The sequence below is a fragment of the Flavobacterium sp. R1_16 genome (assembly GCF_057652095.1).
In genome coordinates, this window is sequence record NZ_JBYFCG010000004.1 from 205,713 (window position 1) to 226,728 (window position 21,016).

The following is a 21,016-nucleotide window of genomic DNA, read 5'->3' on the forward strand; positions in this document are numbered from 1 at the left end:
TAAATTTTTAACAATGTTTAAATGACAAAATTCACAGCTAAAACAATATTCCTGCCCATATTAGGAATTCCATCAGTTTTCAATCTAGATAAATGTGAAATATAGGTTTTGTTTAATACATTATTGGCATTTAAATTAATATCAAAAGCAGTTTTTCCAAGTGTTATTTTTCCTCCAAAACCTAAATTTAACAACGTATAATCATTTGATTTCGTCTCAAATTGACTTGGATTGTTTTGATTCAAAGTATGTTCAATATTTAAAATTGCAAAACCATCTTTAATATATTTACTTGGTTTAAATTCGGTTTTAATAGAGTTATTCAACTTATTTGCTGGAATTAACGGCAAATTATCCCCGTTTTGTTTCTTCCCGGTTACACTTTCAAAACTACTTGTAAAATGAAGCCAATCTAATGGATGCGGATGAAAATGAACTCCAGCCTCACCACCATATAAATTTGCATTCGCTTGAGTGTAATCATATACATTAAAATCATCAATTGTAGTTCCGTTTGGAGAAATGAAAATATAATTATTAATGTGATTGTAAAATCCATTGACAAATAATTCAAGATGTGAATTTCGATATTCTAAATTCAAGTCTGTTTGAAAATTTTGCTCGTTTCTTAAATTGGTATTCCCTATTTCATACCGATTGCTTCCTTCATGAACACCGTTTGAGGTTAGCTCGGCTAAATTTGGAGCTCTAAATCCCGAAGCAAAATTCAATCGCAACGTTGTTTTTTTGTCCAAATTAGTTTTAAATCCTAAGGACGAATTAAAACTTTGAAACTTTTTATCAATTGCTTGAAAATACCCTTCGTCTCCCTGAATTCCATGTTCTACAGAAGTTACAGTTCTATTATCAAAACGCGCTCCTGCTTGAATAACATTGGTATTCCATTCATAATTTACCGTTCCAAAAAGTCCTAAATCATTCGTTGTAGCATCTGGAATTAAATAGTCTTCCCCAAAATTTGCATTGGTTTGATGCATTCCTTGTGTTCCTATTATAGATTCTACTTTTCCAAGTTTTGGCAAATAATATTTTACATTATAATTGTACGTTTTGAGTTTCATTTGCAAATTGGCAACATTACTGTCTTCAAATTCACTTCTGTCATTAGCAATATATCCTAAGTCCGCATCTAATTTAGAATTGTTGAAAAAAACAGTATTATTAAAACTCAAAATATTAGCATAAACCTCTTGTTTTGGAAATGTAGTTTTGTGTGTTGCCGATTGTTCAGCTATTCCATTTTCTGGAATTCCTAAATCTAGTTTGTTGAAATTATAGCGTAAAGTAGAATTAAATTTAGAGTTTGAATACCCAAATGCTGTTTTAAAATCGGTTTCATTATAACGTGTGTTTGTTACTCGATTTCCATTAGCAATTTTGTAATCGGCATGCGAATTATAACTTCCACGAGCAAGGAATTTAAATTTATCCGAAGACGTTTTTATACCCATTGACGAGTTACTTCCATTAGTATTTGAAAAATATTTTTGACTAAAATTTCCTTCAAATGTATTTGCAGCAGCAAATTTTTCGGGATTAAAATACAAAACACCGCCAATAGCATCAGAACCATATAATAAAGATGCTGGTCCTTTGATGACTTCCACGCTTTCAATCCCAGCATCATTTAAGCCTAAGCCGTGCTCTTCTCCAAATTGTTGATTTTCCAATCGAACTCCTTGTGAATATACCAAAACTCGGTTGCCACTCAAACCTCTAATCACTGGTTTTCCAATGGAAGTTCCTGTAGAAACTTGTGAAACTCCAGGTATTGTTGCCAATCCTTCAATTAGGGTTGAAGTTCCTTTTTGAGAAAGTGATTTCATCGATTGATGTTCTACCTTCATTACGTTTTGAGATTGAACCTTATTAAAAGCTGTAGAAACGATAACTTCATCCATTTGATGCACAGCTTCTTCTAAAACAATGTCAATCGTAGTTTCTTGTTGAGTTATTTGAAAGGTTCTAGTTTGTTTTGCATAGCCCATAAAAGAAAAGACTATTTTATAACTCCCAATAGGCAAGTTATCTAATTGATACCCTCCTTTTTCGTCTGAAATAGTTTCTTTGTGAATCTCAGAAATAATAATATTCACACCAGAGAGAGGTTTGTTTTGAGCGTTAGTTATAGTACCAATAATTTTGTTTTGTGCATTGACAAATATAGAAAACCCTAGAAATAGGGAAAGTAGAAATGATTTCATTTGAATAGTATTTATTGTTAAAACAGAGTTGACCAAAAATATTTGGTCTGAAAAATTTCAGGGAAAACTGAAATAAATTCAGTTTAAACAATAAAACTTGGGGGTGCTCGAAGAGCAAATAGACTGCCTCGAAACGATTGTGTAATTTCTTTGGAGTAGAAAAAAGAATATGAAACTGGAATTTCAGTTTTCTTAAAATTCCAAGAAAAAAATTCAGATTTTAATGACGCACTGAAAGTAAATTCGCAAGTAAAACAATGATCAAAATCATGATGAGCGTGACCAATTTCTGTCTTATTTTCAGCGTATTTATGATGACATTCTTTTTCAGAAAAGAGACTTGCTAAATGTGAACCCGAATGGAAAGACTGTAAAAGTTGTGATAACAATACAATTACTCCAAAAATCAGACTTACTATGCAGTTCTTCTTATTCATCACAGCAAAAGTAACTAAGCAAAAATTAAAAACCATTTAAATTAACAATCTTTAAGATTTGAAAACTTAAATGGAAATGTATTGAAACCATTAAGATTTTTAAGAAAAATAAGACACACCTAAGAAAGCTTAATTATCTTAATGGTTTGAAAAAATATTAAACCAATTGATTCGCAACCAAATACTCTGCAATTTGAATAGTATTCGTAGCCGCTCCTTTTCTTAAGTTGTCTGCAACAATCCACATGTTTAATGTTTTAGGTTGGCTTTCGTCACGACGAATTCTTCCAACAAAAACTTCGTTTTTGCCTTGAGCATAAAGAGGCATTGGATAGGTAAAAGCATCTAAATTATCTTGAACCACAACACCATCTGTATGATGTAAAATTTCACGAACTTCGTTTACGTCAAAATCATTAGAAAACTCAACATTTACAGCCTCACTATGACCTCCAACAACAGGTACACGAACTGCAGTAGCTGTTACAGCAATAGTTTTATCGCTTAAAATTTTCTGAGTTTCACGAACTAACTTCATTTCTTCTTTAGTATATCCGTTTTCTTCAAAGCTATCACATTGAGGAATTGCATTTCTATGGATAGGATATTTGTACGCCATTTCGCCCTGAATACCAGCATATTCATTTTCTAATTGCTTCACCGCTTTAACACCAGTTCCTGTGATAGATTGGTAGGTGGAAACAATTATACGTTTGATATTATATTTTCTATGCAATGGAGCCAATGCTAAAACCATTTGAATAGTTGAGCAATTTGGATTTGCAATAATTTTATCTTCTTTTGTCAATTGAGAAGCATTGATTTCAGGAACAACCAATTTTTTTGTAGCATCCATTCTCCAAGCAGACGAATTATCAATAACGGTTGTACCAGCGGCTGCAAATTTTGGAGCCCAGTCTAAAGAAGTTTGACCACCTGCTGAAAATAAAGCAATATCTGCTTTCATATCAACTGCAGTTTGCATCCCTACAACTTTATATTTTGTTCCTTTAAATTCAATTTCTTTCCCAACTGATTTTTCTGAAGCAACAGGAATCAATTCAGTTACTGGAAAATTTCTTTCTGCTAAAACTTGAAGCATTACTTCACCAACCATTCCGGTTGCACCTACAACTGCAATTCTCATAGTATCTATTTTACTTTTAGTATTTATTTTGAGATGCAAAAGTAAGCACTATTCGAATAAAAACAATCGGGTTCACAAAAAATAACAAAATGTTGTATTTATAACAAAAAAGAAAAACCACGCTTTTGACGTGGTTTAAATTGAACATATAATGTAGCGGAAATTATTTTTTCAATAAATCTCTAATTTGAGTCAATAATTCTTCTTGAGTTGGCCCTGCAGGCGCAGCGGGAGCAGCTTCTTGCTTTTTCTTCATGCTGTTAATTGCTTTGACAAAAATGAAAATCACAAACGCAATAACAAGAAAACTTATTACAGCTGCTAAAAATTTTCCGTACAAAATTCCGCCATCGGTCTTTAGACCCGCTAAATCTTCAACTTGCGCTGCTTTTAATGCAGGATTTAATAATGCTGGTGTAATTACATCAGCAACTAATGAGTTTACAATAGCCCCAAATGCGCCTCCTATAATTACTCCTACTGCTAAGTCCATTGCGTTTCCTTTAGCAATAAATTCTTTAAATTCTGAAATCATTCCCATAATTTAATTTGTTTTAGTTAGAAATTAATTTTATACAACGAATTTAATTAAATTTTTAACACATCAACAATCGTGACGGAAAAAATTATTCTCTATAAAAAACTCTTTTTACTCGTTGAGAAATACTGGTTAGAATTTCATATGGAATAGTTTGTAATTTTTCAGCCATGTAAATCACGGTTGGATTTTCACCAAAAATCACTACTGAATCGCCCTCAGCGCAATTAATATGTGAAACATCAACCATCAACATGTCCATACAAATACTACCTACAATTGTTGCTTTTTGATTATTTACGGTAATATAACCTACTCCATTACCCCAATGTCTCGAAATTCCGTCGGCATAACCTATAGGAATTGTGCCAATTTTGGTAGTTTTAGTTGCTATAAATCGTCTACCATAGCCCACGCTTTCTCCTGCATCAATGGTTCTGATTTGAGAAATGATAGATTTCAAGGTTCCTACATTTTCCAACTGTTTTTGTTCTTCAGCATCGTTTGAAACACCATAAAGACCTATGCCCAACCGAACCATATTGTATTGTGCCTGCGGAAAATTACTAATTCCAGAAGTGTTTAATATATGACGTATCGGATTGATATGTAATTCACTTCGTATTTTGGATGATAATTTTTCAAATAATTCAATTTGTGAAAGGGCAAAATCCCGATGCTTCAAATCATCACTGGTTGCCATGTGTGACAAAATACTTTTTACAGTAACCGATTTGTTAGCTTTTAAAATAGATATCAATTCATTTAAATGTTCTTCCTCAAAACCCAAACGGTGCATTCCTGTATCGAGTTTAATGTGAATTGGGAAACGATGTAGCTTTTTTTGCTCTGTAATTTTCAGAAATGCTTTTAGGCCTTTTAAACTATAAATTTCAGGCTCTAAATGATGCTGTATAATCGATTCAAAACTGGTGTTTTCTGGATTTAAAACCATAATTGGCATTCGAATCCCTGCATTTTTAAGCGAAATTCCTTCATCTGCAAAAGCCACTCCAAGATAATCAACCTTGTGATGTTCCAGTAATTTGGCAATTTCAAATCCGCCATTTCCATAACCAAATGCTTTTACCATGACCATCATTTTGGTCTCTGGATTCAGTTTTGATTTGTAGAAATTTAAATTGTGACTAATTGCGTTTAAGTTGATTTCCAGAACAGTTTCATGTGTTTTTTCGGCTAGAGCAGCAACAATTTTTTCAAAATGAAAGGCTCTTGCTCCTTTGATTAAAATGGTCTCATTGCCAAAATTCAAATGATGAATAGCAGCGATAAATTCATCTGTATCTTTAAAAGTAATGCAGTTGAGAAACTTATTTTTGAATTTTGATATGGTTTCACCGATACCAATCACACGATTTACTTTATTGGAAATAATCAACTGCGAAACTTTTGAATACAAATCTTCATTAGACAATCCGCTTTCAAAAATATCCGACAGGATTAAGGTTTTCTTTTTGTACTGTTTTTGACTTTCTAAAAAATCCAATGCAATTTTCAAAGATTGAAAGTCGGAGCTGTAACTATCGTCAATTATGGTGGTATTGTTAATTCCGTTTTTGAGTTTCAATCGCATTTCAACTGGAAACAATAATTCCATTCGATGTTCGATGGTTTTGTAATCGTAATCAAAATAGAGCATTACCATCATGCAATGAATGGCATTTTCAATCGAAGCGTCGTCGTGAAAAGGAATTTTAATCTCAAAAGTGTGATCATGATATTTAATTTTGAGAACCGTTTTCTCTAAAATCGATTTTTGGGTAATAAAAACATCCGCATTTTCATCTCTACAGCTCCAAGAAAAGGTTTTTATTTTTGGATTGATAAAAGCGTCAATGGTTTTGTTTTTATTATAGATTAAAACTTTTACGTTTTGAAATAACTTCAGTTTTTCTTTGATTTTTTCACCAATATGAGCAAAACCCTCATCATGTGCGGAACCTATGTTGGTTAGAATTCCAATGCTTGGCTTGATAATGGTTTCTAGCTTTGCCATTTCATTTATCATAGAAATCCCAGCTTCAAAAATCCCTAAATTGTGTTTTTCATTAATCGCCATCACAGACAAGGGAACGCCCACTTGCGAATTATAGCTTTTAGGACTTCGAATAATATTATAATCGGGGCTTAAGAGAAAATTAAGCCATTCTTTAACAATGGTTTTGCCGTTACTACCCGTGATTCCTATGATTGGGAAATTAAACTGACTTCGGTGATGGGCTGCAAAATGCTGTAAACTGTCTAGAGTATTCTCAACTACGAGGAAATTAGCTTGATTTTCTAAATTTTGAGGAATATAATTCACCACAAAATTTTGAACGCCTTTATCAATTAAAGAAGCGATGTAATTGTGTGCGTCGTTATTTGGACCAACTAAGGCAAAAAATAAAGTTTTGTCTTCATTTTGTAGTGAACGGCTGTCAATAGAAATGTTTTCAATGGTAGTGTTGGTATGGATTCCCAACCATTTTGCTTGTAGAATTGCAGCACTATTTTTAAGGTCTAAACTCAAAAGTTATTCGGTTTTATTTTTTGTTTTAGACTCCAATTCTTTCTCTTGATTCTCTTTCATAGCATGATAATAGGCTGCACGGCTTAAAGGTTCGTACTCATCTGTTTCTCCTAACATAACGAGTTTTTCGTTGTTGCTTTTTCTAAAACTATAATTGGCCAAATTCCCTGTTCGGGTGCAAACGGCATGAACTTTTGTTACATATTCGGCGGTTGCCATAAGTGCAGGCATTGGTCCAAAAGGATTGCCTTTAAAATCCATATCCAATCCTGCAACAATAACGCGAACGCCATTATTTGCCAAATCATTACAAATTTTCACAATTTCGTCATCAAAAAACTGCGCTTCATCAATACCTACCACGTCACAACCTTGAGCTAAAAGAGCAATATTAGCAGCTGCAGGAACAGGTGTAGAGCGAATCTCATTTTTATTGTGAGAAACCACCATCTCTTCGTCATAGCGCGTGTCAATAGAAGGTTTGAAAATTTCAACTCTTTGCTTGGCAAATTGAGCTCTTTTCAGACGACGAATCAATTCTTCGGTCTTTCCAGAGAACATCGATCCGCAGATGACTTCAATCCAACCAAATTGTTCTTTATGATTTACTGTATTTTCGAGAAACATTTTGTATTTTTCTTGCTCTTAAAATGAATAGTTTTTATTACTTTGTAACGCTAACAAATTGACCTAAAAAATTTATACTTTTACATCGTTTCAAAAGTAGAAAAATTTTGCCAAATGGAAGTTTTGTAGCCACTTTTAATTAAAAATAAAATACACCGTATTCATTATAATTCTGTAGATATGAAAAAAAAGTTGGAAGCTGATTTAATCAGTATTGCACATCGAATTTTAAAGCTTAAAAATAAATCGGAATTGGTTCAATTGCATCAAGAAACGCAAAAACTATATGAGAAATTATCCGTTTTACTTTTTGTAGAAGAAAATTTTGGCGATGTAAAACCAACTATTGGCTATGCCGATATTGAAAAAAAGATAGAAGAAGCCTTTGATGCTCCTGCAGCTATCGTAGCCGTTGAAGAAGAACCTCAGGCTGAAATTGAAGCAGAAGTAGTTGCAACAACAGAAACAGAATCTGAAGTGCCTGAAGTTACAGAATCCGTTGCTGAAAGTATTGAAGAAGAAAATATTCTAGAAGTAGCAGCTGTTCAAGCTGAAGTGGAAGAAGTAGGAGAAGCTGTAGAAGAGATTCAAGAGGAAAAAATCAGTGCGCTAGCAGAAGAAGAAAAAGTAGCAGAACCAGTCGTTGCTGAAGAGCCTGTTTTTAGACCTGCTTTTGAATTGGCTTTTGAATCCAAAATAGAAGACGTAAAAGAGGAAGTTAAAGAAGAACAAAAAAACAAATCAACTCAAATTACTTTTGACGATTTACTAGGGCCAAATTATTCAGACCCCGTTTTTGTTAAACCTGAAGAATTGGAAAATAGAGAAACCGAACCTAAAAATGTAATTTCGATAAGCAGAAATTTATCCGATTCATCGCCTGTAATCTCCATCAATAAAGACACTGATTCAAGAACAGTTTCATTGAATGACCGACTTTCAAAAGGAATAACCATTGGTTTAAACGACAGAATTGCTTTTATGAAACACCTTTTTGCTAATAGCAGCGAGGATTACAACCGAGTTTTGTCTCAATTAATTACTTTCGATACGTTTCAAGAAGTACAATCTTTTATTGATGATATGGTAAAACCAGATTACAATAATTGGGAAGGAAAAGAAGAATATGAAGCTCGTTTCATGGAAATTTTAGAAAAAAGATTTTCATAAAATTTTCACCACATAGAATCAATAGAATTAAGAAAGAAATAGAACAATTCTTGTTGTAACATGGCTCTGTTTTTTGTAAAAAGTGAAACGCCTTGAAACCTTCAACTTTACTATGTGTCTATGTGGTTAAAATAAATTTATCGATTTAATATCCTCATAGCAAATGTCAAAATTATACCTCGTCCCTACTCCTATAGGTAATCTCGAAGACATGACTTTTCGAGCGATTCGAATTCTAAAAGAAGTCGATTTGATTTTGGCTGAAGATACACGCACTAGCGGAAAACTTTTAAAACATTTTGAGATTAGCACGCACATGCACAGTCACCACATGCATAACGAGCATAAAACCATCGAAAATGTAATTTCGCGATTGAAAGCAGGCGAAAATATTGCTTTAATTTCGGATGCAGGTACGCCTGCAATTTCTGACCCTGGATTTTTATTGACCCGAGCTTGTGTTGAAAACAATATAGAAGTAGAATGTTTGCCGGGCGCTACAGCCTTTGTACCTGCATTAGTCAACAGCGGCTTACCCAATGACCGATTTGTTTTTGAAGGTTTTTTACCAGAAAAAAAAGGAAGACAAACCCGATATTTGGCCTTAGCCGAAGAAACTCGAACCATGATTTTGTATGTTTCTCCACATAAATTGGTGAAAACTTTGGGAGAATTCATCACTTATTTTGGCGAAGATCGTCCGGTTTGTGTTTGTCGGGAATTGTCTAAACTACACGAAGAAACCATCCGTGGAACGGCGAGAGAAGTGTTGACCCATTTTGAAAAAACAGCTCCAAGAGGCGAAATTGTCGTTGTAGTTGGCGGAAAAATTGTGGTTAAAGAGAATAAAAAACAATCTGAATTATAATATAAACTCATGAGCATTCCTTCTTTTCTACAAAAAATCAAACAAACTCCAAAAACGATAGATTTTACGGAAACCCTTGCTGTGATTGATGAAAATTATACTTTCACACCAACAGCATTTCAGAATGGCTCACAGCATAACGCAGCAGGAGAAAATTCAGGTTCGTGCAAGTTATTTGCTTTTGCACAATTGCATCATCTATCTCAAGAAGAAACCTTGTCGTGTTTTGGCGCCTACTATTTTGAAGAAGTACTAGCAAACCCAGAGGGAACAAACCATCAGAATATCCGTAATTTTATAAAAACAGGTTGGGCTGGAATTCAATTTGAAGGAACGGCTTTGGTTTTGAAATAATACTATTTCACTGCCTTACGGATAAAACAAATAAATTAAGAATACGAATTACAATTAATTTACAACGTCTGCCGTTTTCGTTTTTAGCATTCTTTATTGAAACATAGGTTTGTATTTTCCTCTTTCGCTATATAACATTGTGATGTTTAAAATAGCAACAAGTATTGCTGGCCACATATCTCCTAAATCTTTATTAGTAAATGAAAATATAAGAAATGAAACGGTTAATGGAAACAATACAATATAAATGGCAGCGGGCCATTTGTTGAACACTAAAAACAAACCAATAATAATTTCAAAAATAAAGAGGAAGGGCAAAAAGGTTAGAGTTGAATCTAAAAACTCTTCAGCCTCCTTTGGCATCTGACCGTAACTTGAAGGGAAGAAATGGAAAAATTTATTTAATGCATACACTATTAGAAACACTCCTAAAAAAACTCTAATCCATTCTACGTTTTTACTATATTTTTTCATTTTACATTTGTTTTAAGTTTGTTAACAAATGTACATACACCTACTACCATTAAATATGATAAAAATCATGTGTCAAATAATTTTTGAGGAAGGGTTGCTTTTACGGTTTCATTTTACCGAGACAAAACTTTAATTTTAAAATAACATCGTTTCATTGGAACACGGATGTAACGGATTTTTGAAGCTTTCACTTATAAGCATCTTTGAAAATCCGCTTAATCTGAGTCATCTGCGTGGCATTTGTAATCACTCCACTTCTAAATCTACAAACGTAAACGAATTACCACTAAACAATCCTTTGTCTGAGAGTTTTAAATCGGGAATAACGAGCAGTGCCATGAAAGAAAGAGTCATAAAAGGGGCTTTTAAGGAGCTTCCTAAGCTTTTTGCCATAGCATCAATTTCTTCGTATAATTTTCCTGTTTCCCAGCCGTTTTTGTCGCTAATAATTCCGGCAACTGGAAGCGCTAAGGATTTGGCTTCGTAACCATTCACAGCACAAATTCCGCCTGTGTTTTTTATGATTAGGTTTACCGCCTTACAAATTTCCTCATCAGATGTCCCCACCACAACAATATTATGGCAATCATGAGCAACGGAACTAGCAATTGCGCCTTTTTTCAATCCGAAGTTTTTGATGAAAGCGATGGCGGGTTTAGTATCTTGATAGCGATTGACAACCGCCATTTTCAAAATGTCATTTTTTACATCAGAAACGATTTTTCCATTTTCCAGTAGCGATTCATGATGAATTTCATTGGTTATCAACTGCCCTTCCAAGGCTTCAATTACTCTAATTTTCGACGCTGTACTTGGAATTTCAAAATCAGAAACTTCTTTTGCTGAAATATTGAAATTATTTGGGGTTTCAAAAGGAACGTGTTGTACAAACGAATTGCCATGTTCCGCAACCAATTCCCCATCGATATAGGTTTGTTGGATTTTAAAATGGACTAAATCTTCCACAACAATAAAATCGGCTGCATCGCCTTCTTGCAATAAACCTACGTTCATGTTGTAATGATACACCGGATTGACACAGGCAGCTTGCAAAACTTTAAAAACATCCATGCCTTTTGCAACTGCTCGAGCACACAACAAATTGATATGCCCCACAATTAAATCATCAGGATGCTTGTCGTCTGAACAAAACATCATATTTTCATAATGCTCAGGAAGCAAATCAATCAAAGCATTGAAGTTTTTGGCGGCACTTCCTTCACGAATAATAACTTTCATGCCGAGGCTTAATTTTTCTTGAGCTTCATCAAACGTGAAACACTCATGATCGGTTGTTATTCCAGCGGAAATATATTTTTTTACAGGTTCACCACGCAAACCTGGTGCGTGACCGTCTATTGGTTTGCCGAAATGCTTTGCCCATTCTATTTTCTTCAAAACTTCTTCATCGTCAAACAATACACCCGGATAATTCATCATTTCGGCCAAATAATAAATGTCTGGCGAAGCCATCAATTCCTTAATTCCTTCAGAATCAATTATGGCTCCAGCGGTTTCAAATGAGGTAGCAGGAACGCAGGATGGCGCTCCGAAATGAAATTTCAACGGAACTTTTTTACTGTTTTCAATCATGTAATATACGCCTTCTTTTCCTAATACATTAGCAATCTCATGCGGGTCGGATATGGTTGCTACGGTTCCGTGAAGCACCGCCAGTTTTGCAAATTCAGATGGAACAAGCATCGAACTTTCAATATGAATGTGAGCATCTATAAAGCCCGGAAGAATATAATCTTTGACCTCGTGTTCTTTTTCAGTAATAGAAGTAATTTTTCCGTTTTCGACCGTAATTTCACCTGAAAAAATGCGGCGATTTTTGATATCTACAATTTGTCCTTGAATATGCATTGGTAACAGATTTAACGTTTTGTAAAAAAATAATTGGAGGTACAAGAAACGAATTTTTTCTGAATTTATAAATTCAATGTTCATAATTTATTGGTGATGAACTCCATTTTAAAAAATTATAGTAAATTTGAATTTCATTTTTATACACCATTCAAAATTATATTTATGCGCTGGACTATCAAACCCATTCCCGAATTCGAAAAAATAAAAACACTATCCGAAGCTTTACAAGTGGATAGTTTGATTGCACAATTACTTCTGCAACGCGGTATCACAACTTATGAGGAAGCCCGACAATTTTTCCGACCTACTTTAAACGATTTACACCATCCGTTTTTGTTGAAAGATATGGACAAAGCGGTGGAACGAATTGAAAGCGCCATTGCTAATCAGGAAAATATTCTTGTCTTCGGCGATTATGATGTAGATGGTACAACAGCGGTTTCACTGGTTTCGTCTTATCTCAAGAGCTATTATCCAAACGTTGCAACCTATATCCCCGACCGTTATGATGAAGGGTACGGTGTTTCTTTTAAAGGAATTGACTTTGCTGATGACAATGGTTTTTCGCTCATTATTGCCTTAGATTGCGGCATAAAATCAATAGAACATGTTGCTTACGCTAAAGAACGAAATATTGATTTCATCATTTGTGACCATCATAGACCGGGAGCAGTTTTGCCCGATGCGATTGCCGTTTTAGATCCCAAAAGAGATGATTGTACTTATCCCTATGATGAATTGTGTGGTTGTGGCATTGGTTTTAAGTTAATTCAGGCTTTAGGAGAATGGAGAAACCAAACGATTGATGATTTAGTTCCCTATTTGGATTTAGTTGCGACGGCCATTGCTGCGGACATTGTTCCTATGACAGGAGAGAATCGGATTTTAGCCCATTTTGGTTTACAAGTAATAAATTCCGAACCGAGACCTGGGATTAAAGCTTTAATCTATCAAATCAAAAAAAAGGTTTTAGATATTACCGATGTAGTATTTATTATTGCCCCCCGAATAAACGCCGCAGGAAGAATCAAACATGGGAATCATGCAGTAGAGTTGTTAACCGAATTTGATTTTGAGCAAGCCCAACAATTTGCAGCTGAAATTGAACAATACAATTCAGACCGAAAGGATTTAGACAAGCAAATTACTAAAGAAGCGCTTTTGCAAATTGAAGAAAATCAGGAAAAAGAACGATTTACGACTGTTGTTTTTCAAGAAAACTGGCATAAAGGAGTTATTGGGATTGTGGCTTCTCGATTGATTGAAACCTATTACCGTCCGACTTTGGTTTTTACTAAAAGTGATGACAAATATGCGGCTTCGGCACGTTCTGTAAAAGGATTTGATGTGTATAATGCATTGGAAGCTTGTTCAGAACATTTGGAACAATTTGGCGGACACATGTATGCTGCTGGAATGACTTTGAAGGCAGAAAAGTATGAAGATTTCAAAGCTGCTTTTGAAAAAGTGGTACAAGAAACCATTCATCCCGATTTGTTGACTCCCGAAATTACGATTGATGCCGAGATTGATTTTGCCGAGATTACACCCAAACTGACTCGGATTTTAAAACAATTTGAACCTTTCGGCCCGCAGAATATGACCCCAGTTTTTTTGACTAAAAGTGTAATAGATACGGGTTACGGGAAACCATTAGGTCAGGACAATGAACACTTGAAACTATTTGTTAAACAATCCCGAAGTATCGGGACTGAGGGAATAGGAGCTATTGGATTTGGTTTAGGAAATAAATTGGAAAGTACAAAAAATGGACAGACCTTTGACATGGTCTATTCTATTGACGAAAACGAATGGAACGGAAAAGTGAGTTCACAATTGAGAATAAGAGATATTAAATAATTATAAAATATCATGAAAAAAAACGATCCGTATGCAGCCATGCGCTTCAGAGAATTTAATGTTTTTTTAATCTTGCGATTTGCCATGGTTTTTGCTTGGTCAATGCAGTTTATTGTTATTGAGTGGGTCGTTTATAGTTTGACTAAAAGTCCTCTTTCGTTAGGGATTATAGGACTAATGGAGGTTATTCCTGCTATTGCTATGGCACTTTTTGCTGGACATTTTGTAGACCAAAATGAAAAAAAAGGGTTGCTACTGAAATGTATTTTTGCCTTTTCAGTAATCAGTTTGGGGTTGTTCTTGTTAACCTGGCCACTGGTAGTTAAAGATTATTCTACCAAAGTCATTTTGTATAGTATTTATGGATTGGTTTTTCTTGGTGGAATTGTTAGAGCCTTTTTAGGGCCTACTATCTTTTCGCTTTTATCTTTAATTATTCCTAAGCAGGCTTATTCTAATGCAGCTACTTGGAGCAGTTCGGTGTGGCAGATAGGTTCTGTTTTAGGACCTGCGGTTGCTGGTTTTTCGATTACTTGGATTGGGGTGCATTGGTCGATGTGTTTTGTTTTTGGCTGTTCGGTTTTGTCATTGGTGGCTTTATCCCAAATTACGACTAAGCCTATTTTGAATCCGAAAATTGGCGAACCTATCATGGATAGTCTCAAGGAAGGCGTGAAATTTGTTTTTAATAATAAAACGATTCTAGGCGCACTATCGCTAGACATGGTAGCGGTTCTTTTTGGTGGTGCTGTGGCGCTGTTGCCCATATTTGCTCAAGATATTTTGAAAGTAGGGCCTCAAGGTTTTGGGATTTTGAGAGCTGCTCCAGCCGTTGGAGCTTTTTTGACGATGTTTATCACGGCTTATGTCCCTGTAAATAAAAATGCAGGAATGAAATTGCTCACGGCTATTTTCTTATTTGGAGTTTGCATTATTGTGTTTGGTTTATCCACCATTTTTTGGCTGTCTGTTTTTGCTTTATTTATGAGTGGCGTTGTAGATGGCATTTCGGTGGTGATACGCCAAACGATTTTGCAGCTAAAAACACCGGATTCTATGAGAGGAAGAGTTTCTGCGGTGAATTCTATTTTTGTGGGTTCGTCTAACGAGTTGGGAGCTTTTGAAAGCGGTTTGACAGCAAAACTAATGGGGACGGTAACAGCAGTTGTATTTGGTGGTAGTATGACGCTTTTGATTGTGCTAGGTACTGGATTCTTTTCGCCATCGTTTAGAAAGTTGGATTTACAGAAAGATTTAAATGAGCATCAGTAGTAATTGCTAAATTTTCTCTCAAGCAAATATTTTTTACTAAAATTTCTTCAACTCGAAAGTCTCTCCATCAAAAACACCATAAGTAAAATAGCCAATCCAATCGCCGAGATTGATGTATTCTGAGTTTTTGCCAACAGCGAGTTTCATAGGCAGGTGGCGGTGTCCAAAAACAAAGTAATTGTAGTGTTTGGTTTCGAGTTTGCGTTTGGAATAAAGCACCAACCATTCGTTTTCTTCGCCAAGAAATTTGACGTCTTCCTCGCCAGAAATGAGTTTGTTTTTTACAGAAAGGTACTGCGCTAATCGAACTCCAATATCAGGATGCAACCATCGAAACAAGGTTTTGGAAAACGGATTAGTAAAGACTTTTTTCATGCGTTTGTAGCCTTTGTCGGCTGGACCCTTTCCGTCGCCATGACCTATTAGGAAGGTTTTTCCGTTGAAAGTAAATTCTTTGTTGTCGTGATACACTGGAATGTTCAATTCTTTTTCAAAATAATCTGACATCCACAAATCATGATTACCTACAAAGAAATAAATGGGAATACCACTATCACGAATTTCGGCTAGTTTTCCTAAAACTCTTATAAATCCTTTAGGTATAACCGTTTTGTATTCGAACCAAAAATCGAACAAATCGCCTAATAAAAAGATAACCTGAGCATCGGATTTTATTTCGTCAAGCCAAGCAACGAATTTCTGTTCTCTAGGAAAACTCAATTCGGGTGTTGGCGCACCAAAATGCTGGTCGGAGGCAAAGTATATTTTTTTATTTTGGGCTAATTGCATGAGGCTAATTTAGTGTTTTTTAATTATTCATTATCACTAGCATACCATTCTGCAAATGAGGTGTCGGTTTCCTGTAGTTTTAGCGAGTGAAGTTTAATAACTTCTGGCAATCTGCTTCTTATTTTTTTGGCAAAATCGATAACCATATTTTCGCTAGTAGGTTGATAATTAACTAAAATAACATGATGACCACGTGATTTTAATTCGTTGGCTAATTCAATATGTGGAGTGGTTTCATTAAAAACTGTTGCATGATCAAACTGGTCTACAATTTCTTCTTTGACGATTTTTTTTAAATCAGAAAAATCAATCACCATTCCAAATTTTACGTTGCTCTTGTCTGTGATAGGTTTACCAATAACAGTAACTGACAGTTTATAGCTGTGACCGTGAACGTTTTTACATTTTCCGTCGTAACCGTACAGCGCATGCCCTGTTTCGAAACTAAATTGTTTGGTGATTCTGATGTTACTCATTGTGATGATTTTGATGCAAATTTAGTAAATAGTAACGATTCTACTTTGAATTTTGCAATTTGGTTTTTTAAATAGAAAAAAATGTATCTTTGCCCTTGAATTGGGGATGTAGCTCAGCTGGTTAGAGTGCTTGCCTGGCAGGCAAGAAGTCGTGGGTTCGAGTCCCATCTTCTCCACAAAAAAAACGCAACTCTTAAAAAGTTGCGTTTTTTGTTTTTATTATTCAAGATACTTTTTACTTATCGTCAGAAATATAGGTTTTGTTCCCGTTTGAGTTGATGTAATATCTTCCACCTCTTGGACCAGTATATACTTTTTTACCATTGTAGGTTCCTGTAACTTTGTCAGCCACTTTAGGCGCTCTCTCAGTCGTTTCTCTAATCTTTGGCGAGGCTTTTTTGGTACCTGAGGTTACTTTATCTTCAATTTTTTTAGTTTCTTTCTTAGCTTTAGATTCTGTTTTTGAAACTTTTTCTTTGGTTTTATCCTCTACTTTTTTAGATTCTTTCTTATTTTTTGAAGTTACCTTGTCTTCAATTTTTTTAGTTTCCTTTTTAGCATCTGTTTTTGCTTTTTTAGTTTTCGTTTGCGCCTTTTTTGCTTCTTTTTCAGCTTTGTCCTCAGCTTTTTTGGCTTCTTTCTTTGCTTTTGCAGCCTCTTTTTTAGCTTTCTCTTTTTCTTCTTTTACTTTTGCTGCTTTCTCAGTTTTGGCTTTGGTTGCTTTTTTTGATTTTGTTTCTTGAGCATAAAAAGTGCTAGAAAAAACGAATAGTAAACATAATAACACTACTTTTTTCATGATGATTCGATGTTTAAAGTTTAATAGCAATAAAGTTACTAATTTAATTCTAAAAAAAATTAAAAATAAGCTCTTAACTGAACATTCCCAGTATGAATGGTTTGGCTGGTTTCGCTTTTTCGTCCTTGGTAATTCAGATTGATATCTAAAAACTGGGTTAAAGACCTTTGGATTAACAATCGCCAAGTAAGATTTTGTCCTTTTTGTAATCCTTCTAACATTTGAAATGCTACAACGGACAAATCATCTCCTTTGAATTTGTTTTGATATAAGGAAAACTCGCCATTCATAGTCAATTTTTTTTCGCTAGCATAGGTAAATGAGGTTCCAATTCTGGTCTGTTTTAACATTTCTGAATTACCTATTTTATTTTCCTTGTTTTGAAATTCGCAGAACCAATCCCAGCTCGCATTTCGTGAAAACAAGTACGCTATTTTTGGTTCTACTTTGTACCCTTCTATGTTATAATTTCTAGAAGATACATCATCTGTTGTGCTACTGTTTTCAACCTTTGATATGGTTTTGATGGTTTGAGAAGCCATAGTAAATAACCAGTTTTTTTTATACAAATGCTGGTATTGTAGTTGATGTGAACTGTTTTTACTATCAAAAGAACCTATGGTAAGTAAATTTTTGGTGCGACTATTCAAAAAAGTATAGGTTACCGAATGGTTTTGTTTTCCTCGATTATAAAACAAGCTGTTTCTAAAACTTGTATTCAATCCCAATAGATTCTCCTCAGAAGTGTTAAATGGGTTTAGATCAAAATTATTCCCATTCCGTTCTATTTTTCGGTCAATTAAATAAGTGGTTTGGTTGTAAAAATAAGAAAGAATTTTTTTTAATCCTTTGTCGTTTTGCCACTGAATAAGATTAAGAGTAACCGACTCTGAAAATTTATTTTGATGTGTTTTTAGGAAAATCTGATGAGGCAAAAACACTCTGATATACTTGGCCTGGTCTACAAATGGAGCAATTTCAAACTCCTGTAATTCCTGAATTCCATTTTTATTATAATCGTTCCAGGTATACACACCACGTCCTGGTTCGACTTCGAGATAGGTAAATTCCTGTTGAGGAATGCTCCCTGATGTGGTCTCAAAAGCGGTGGTGTTTTGTAGCAATTGATTGAAAAATCTTGATGAATACAGTACTCTAGAATTTAGCGAAGGTTCATTGGGTTGACTGTTATTTGCATAATTCAAATTCCTGTAATTTACAAAGATTGACAATTCGTTTCTCTCATTTTGAATTACTTTAGATTTGATGTAATAGGATTGTGAGGTATTCACTCGTTTGAGAAATCCATCTTGCAGACTGTCATTTTTTCTGTTCAAATAGCCTATTTCAGTGAATACTTTTGTGCTGTCGCCTCGACCTATAAAAGCACCGTACTCCGTAAATTTTTGACTTAGCGCTGATAGTTGGTTGGTCGCTTTGATTTTTTCTTGATTGTCTTCCAATCGCATGCTTGCTCCAATCCAATTTTTCTTAAAATGATAGCGTGTTTGTGTTTGATTCCTTAGAAATTTTGAGTCCGATATCGTGGCATTACTTGCTAAAAAGCTTCCTTTATTTTGAATGCTCCATCTATCGAATGATAGCATTCCATTAATGCTGTGGCGGCTTCCTGAAAATGTTTTGGTAAAATCGAGTTTTTCAAATTGATAGGTCACTATTCCTTTTTTGGGCAAATTAAAATTCAAACCCGAAACCAATAAACTTTGATTTCCAGAGACAGAATTTAGGTTCCAATCCCGGTCAAATTCAATAGTGTACAGTCGCTCAATGGTTTTGAAATTTTCTTGTACAAATTGAAAATTAGCAAATGCATCAACTTCCCATTTTCCTGTAAAAAGGCGCTTTTTAGAATTTATTTTTCCTGCTAGTCCGTTGTTATTAGTGTCGTTTTGAGACGAAAAAAGATTCAAGTCATTCTTGCTAACTCCTAACTCAAAATCAACATGGCTTTTTTCAGAGGGATTGTATTTTCCTATGATGGAAGCAATTTGAATTTTAGTTGGAGCAACTAATCGCATCACGGGTTCGTAATTTCCTTGTTTTATTCCGTTTACTGGTGCTACATAAGAATAAATTTTACCAACTGCCGCAGTGTTGGATACAGTATAATTGCCTTGATTATTGCCAACCAAACTGAATTTTACGTTGTACAGAACATCTTGCGGATTGTTCGAATATTCAAAAAATTCAATGCCATCAGCGGTATTTTTTTTATACAAATTTTTATTGTCTGAATAGGAATCCTCATAAGCAGATGGCGCAGTCATTAAATCAGGATTATCACCTGCGTTACTTAGTATTTGTACCTGTTCAGTCGAAAGATTTTGTTGTAAAGGTTGATTTTTAACGTCATTTTCAGAATACACATAAGTACCAAGACTCCATTTTTCTCGTTCGTGATTGGCTCCAAAATAGCTTACAAAACGGGTGTAATTTCTATCTGAATATTGATATTCAACAGCAATTCGCATTTCGGAAGTAATGGGAAAAAGTGAAGTAAATGTGATTTCTCCAGCATTGTAATCGATAGTGTAATCATTATTTTCACCCCGTTGAAGCAGCATTCCATTGACATAGACTCTTTCTGAACCCGAAATAACTAAAACGTAAAGCTGACCACTGGAACCAATTAACTTATATGGTCCTTGATTTCCCTCTTGACCCACAAAATTACTTTTGGCATATTGTCCTCGTACTAATGCAGCAGAAGCAAAAATAGAGGTTTTATTTTCAGAATTTCCAAAGGTAAAATTGCTCGAAAGTCCTTGCACCTTCTTGTTAAAGTTTAAAAAACTGGATTTTCGATTTTCTAAAAATAAATCTCCTGCGCGAATGTTCCAATTGTCACTAAATAATTCGATGAAAATTTGGTCAAATTCGTCTAATTTTTGAGAATACCCTTCATTTTGTAACGGAATGTTACTGTCTTGAATAGAGGCACGCAAACTAACGGTATTGGAAATTTTACCAGTAATTTGCAAGTCGAGATTGGAATTGACAACCGCATTTTGATTATTCCCAATGGTAACGCCTCTGGTGATGCTTCCCGAAGTATTTAAGCCATCAAAAGGAACAAATTTTTTGGTAATTGTATTAGAAACTTTGTACAAATTATTCTCTCCTGAATCGTTGTTCATCACACGACTGTCGTCATAAATGGTGTATTCTTTGGTGAGATAATCTGGAAATCTCAAGTAATCAATCGTAACAGAATCAATACTTTTTGGGAAATTTTCTTTGAAAATTAGAGTTCCTTTTTGAAAATTCACAAAGTAAAAGGTGGAATCTACGATATTAGATTGTGTATCCGAAACTTTAAAAAAACTGGAATTAATACTCGTTTTTTCCAAATGAATCGTATCTCTCGAAACAGGAATTTTTACAGATTTATACGGCGTTACAATCTGTTGGGCGTGAAGTCCAGAAAAAAAGCCTAAAATAACTCCAAAAAGTAGTTTTTTCAACATAAAGAATATAACGCCAAGTCATCAAAAGTAGTGTGTTTTATTTGATAATTCAAGGGATTAGAAACCTTATGTTCGTTTCAAAAACGA

17 protein-coding genes and 1 tRNA gene are annotated in these 21,016 nt (G+C 34.6%); 6 read left to right on the forward strand and 12 right to left on the reverse strand.

The genetic code is table 11. The features are described 5' to 3' along the window. Positions 1-17 precede the first annotated feature (17 nt). The 6 genes from AC23L6_RS08705 to AC23L6_RS08730 all read right to left on the reverse strand — a co-directional run bounded on the left by AC23L6_RS08705 (position 18) and on the right by AC23L6_RS08730 (position 7,507). Positions 18-2,225, reverse strand: a complete 2,208-nt coding sequence (locus AC23L6_RS08705; protein ID WP_487561776.1) for a TonB-dependent receptor — start codon at positions 2,223-2,225, stop codon at positions 18-20. Between the two features lie 83 nt (positions 2,226-2,308). Continuing rightward, positions 2,309-2,662: a hypothetical protein gene (locus AC23L6_RS08710; RefSeq protein ID WP_487561777.1), complete on the reverse strand. Its 354-nt coding sequence runs from the start codon at positions 2,660-2,662 to the stop codon at positions 2,309-2,311. Positions 2,663-2,819: 157 nt separating this feature from the next. Next, positions 2,820-3,809 (reverse strand): aspartate-semialdehyde dehydrogenase, encoded by a 990-nt coding sequence (locus AC23L6_RS08715; RefSeq protein ID WP_487561778.1) that lies wholly within the window; start codon positions 3,807-3,809, stop codon positions 2,820-2,822. 163 nt (positions 3,810-3,972) lie between these two features. Continuing rightward, the gene (gene mscL / locus AC23L6_RS08720) at positions 3,973-4,350 is read right to left on the reverse strand and encodes a large conductance mechanosensitive channel protein MscL (protein WP_487561779.1); all 378 of its coding nucleotides are present in this window, start codon (positions 4,348-4,350) and stop codon (positions 3,973-3,975) included. An 85-nt stretch (positions 4,351-4,435) separates the two neighbouring features. Beyond that, entirely contained in the window at positions 4,436-6,880 is a 2,445-nt protein-coding gene (locus AC23L6_RS08725; protein ID WP_487561780.1) for a bifunctional UDP-N-acetylmuramoyl-tripeptide:D-alanyl-D-alanine ligase/alanine racemase, read from the reverse strand. 3 nt (positions 6,881-6,883) lie between these two features. Then, on the reverse strand, positions 6,884-7,507 hold the full coding sequence (locus tag AC23L6_RS08730; RefSeq protein WP_487561781.1) for a thymidine kinase: 624 nt from the start codon (positions 7,505-7,507) through the stop codon (positions 6,884-6,886). A 180-nt stretch (positions 7,508-7,687) separates the two neighbouring features. Here AC23L6_RS08730 and AC23L6_RS08735 point away from each other — a divergent pair, with 180 nt between their 5' ends. From AC23L6_RS08735 to AC23L6_RS08745, 3 genes are all read left to right on the forward strand, one after another. After that, complete coding sequence (locus AC23L6_RS08735; protein ID WP_487561782.1) at positions 7,688-8,677, forward strand: hypothetical protein; 990 nt, start codon at positions 7,688-7,690, stop codon at positions 8,675-8,677. Between the two features lie 163 nt (positions 8,678-8,840). Next, positions 8,841-9,545 carry a 16S rRNA (cytidine(1402)-2'-O)-methyltransferase gene (gene rsmI / locus AC23L6_RS08740; RefSeq protein WP_487561783.1) on the forward strand — a complete coding sequence of 235 codons (705 nt, stop codon included), beginning with the start codon at positions 8,841-8,843 and terminating at the stop codon, positions 9,543-9,545. 9 nt (positions 9,546-9,554) lie between these two features. Next, entirely contained in the window at positions 9,555-9,899 is a 345-nt protein-coding gene (locus AC23L6_RS08745; RefSeq protein ID WP_487561784.1) for a HopJ type III effector protein, read from the forward strand. A 93-nt stretch (positions 9,900-9,992) separates the two neighbouring features. Here AC23L6_RS08745 and AC23L6_RS08750 read toward each other — a convergent pair whose 3' ends face one another. Together AC23L6_RS08750 and ade are read right to left on the reverse strand one after the other, a co-directional pair. Further along, positions 9,993-10,373 (reverse strand): hypothetical protein, encoded by a 381-nt coding sequence (locus AC23L6_RS08750; protein WP_487561785.1) that lies wholly within the window; start codon positions 10,371-10,373, stop codon positions 9,993-9,995. 246 nt (positions 10,374-10,619) lie between these two features. After that, a complete protein-coding gene (ade, locus tag AC23L6_RS08755) occupies positions 10,620-12,242 on the reverse strand; it encodes an adenine deaminase (protein WP_487561786.1) in 1,623 nt (540 codons plus the stop codon). A 165-nt stretch (positions 12,243-12,407) separates the two neighbouring features. Here ade and recJ point away from each other — a divergent pair, with 165 nt between their 5' ends. After that, entirely contained in the window at positions 12,408-14,105 is a 1,698-nt protein-coding gene (gene recJ / locus AC23L6_RS08760; RefSeq protein ID WP_487561787.1) for a single-stranded-DNA-specific exonuclease RecJ, read from the forward strand. A 12-nt stretch (positions 14,106-14,117) separates the two neighbouring features. Then, complete coding sequence (locus AC23L6_RS08765) at positions 14,118-15,377, forward strand: MFS transporter (RefSeq protein WP_487561788.1); 1,260 nt, start codon at positions 14,118-14,120, stop codon at positions 15,375-15,377. Between the two features lie 36 nt (positions 15,378-15,413). Here AC23L6_RS08765 and AC23L6_RS08770 read toward each other — a convergent pair whose 3' ends face one another. Further along, positions 15,414-16,166: a UDP-2,3-diacylglucosamine diphosphatase gene (locus tag AC23L6_RS08770; protein WP_487561789.1), complete on the reverse strand. Its 753-nt coding sequence runs from the start codon at positions 16,164-16,166 to the stop codon at positions 15,414-15,416. A 23-nt stretch (positions 16,167-16,189) separates the two neighbouring features. Next, positions 16,190-16,642, reverse strand: coding sequence for a 6-pyruvoyl trahydropterin synthase family protein (locus tag AC23L6_RS08775; RefSeq protein WP_487561790.1), 453 nt, complete (start codon positions 16,640-16,642; stop codon positions 16,190-16,192). 102 nt (positions 16,643-16,744) lie between these two features. On the opposite strand from AC23L6_RS08775, the gene AC23L6_RS08780 reads away from it, so the two are divergent. Continuing rightward, positions 16,745-16,818, forward strand: a tRNA-Ala gene (locus AC23L6_RS08780). A gap of 59 nt (positions 16,819-16,877) precedes the next feature. Here AC23L6_RS08780 and AC23L6_RS08785 read toward each other — a convergent pair. Beyond that, complete coding sequence (locus AC23L6_RS08785) at positions 16,878-17,441, reverse strand: hypothetical protein (protein ID WP_487561791.1); 564 nt, start codon at positions 17,439-17,441, stop codon at positions 16,878-16,880. 59 nt (positions 17,442-17,500) lie between these two features. After that, positions 17,501-20,929 (reverse strand): hypothetical protein, encoded by a 3,429-nt coding sequence (locus AC23L6_RS08790; RefSeq protein WP_487561792.1) that lies wholly within the window; start codon positions 20,927-20,929, stop codon positions 17,501-17,503. Between the last annotated feature and the right edge of the window lie 87 nt (positions 20,930-21,016).

Coding starts and splice junctions, on each gene's coding strand:
- AC23L6_RS08705 (WP_487561776.1), bottom strand. CDS start 2,225: ATGAAATCATTTCTACTTTCCCTATTTCTAGGGTTTTCTATATTTGTC.
- AC23L6_RS08790 (WP_487561792.1), bottom strand. CDS start 20,929: ATGTTGAAAAAACTACTTTTTGGAGTTATTTTAGGCTTTTTTTCTGGA.
- AC23L6_RS08745 (WP_487561784.1), top strand. CDS start 9,555: ATGAGCATTCCTTCTTTTCTACAAAAAATCAAACAAACTCCAAAAACG.
- AC23L6_RS08765 (WP_487561788.1), top strand. CDS start 14,118: ATGAAAAAAAACGATCCGTATGCAGCCATGCGCTTCAGAGAATTTAAT.
- AC23L6_RS08730 (WP_487561781.1), bottom strand. CDS start 7,507: ATGTTTCTCGAAAATACAGTAAATCATAAAGAACAATTTGGTTGGATT.
- AC23L6_RS08785 (WP_487561791.1), bottom strand. CDS start 17,441: ATGAAAAAAGTAGTGTTATTATGTTTACTATTCGTTTTTTCTAGCACT.
- AC23L6_RS08735 (WP_487561782.1), top strand. CDS start 7,688: ATGAAAAAAAAGTTGGAAGCTGATTTAATCAGTATTGCACATCGAATT.
- AC23L6_RS08775 (WP_487561790.1), bottom strand. CDS start 16,642: ATGAGTAACATCAGAATCACCAAACAATTTAGTTTCGAAACAGGGCAT.
- AC23L6_RS08715 (WP_487561778.1), bottom strand. CDS start 3,809: ATGAGAATTGCAGTTGTAGGTGCAACCGGAATGGTTGGTGAAGTAATG.
- AC23L6_RS08750 (WP_487561785.1), bottom strand. CDS start 10,373: ATGAAAAAATATAGTAAAAACGTAGAATGGATTAGAGTTTTTTTAGGA.
- AC23L6_RS08710 (WP_487561777.1), bottom strand. CDS start 2,662: ATGAATAAGAAGAACTGCATAGTAAGTCTGATTTTTGGAGTAATTGTA.
- recJ (WP_487561787.1), top strand. CDS start 12,408: ATGCGCTGGACTATCAAACCCATTCCCGAATTCGAAAAAATAAAAACA.
- ade (WP_487561786.1), bottom strand. CDS start 12,242: ATGCATATTCAAGGACAAATTGTAGATATCAAAAATCGCCGCATTTTT.
- AC23L6_RS08770 (WP_487561789.1), bottom strand. CDS start 16,166: ATGCAATTAGCCCAAAATAAAAAAATATACTTTGCCTCCGACCAGCAT.
- rsmI (WP_487561783.1), top strand. CDS start 8,841: ATGTCAAAATTATACCTCGTCCCTACTCCTATAGGTAATCTCGAAGAC.
- mscL (WP_487561779.1), bottom strand. CDS start 4,350: ATGGGAATGATTTCAGAATTTAAAGAATTTATTGCTAAAGGAAACGCA.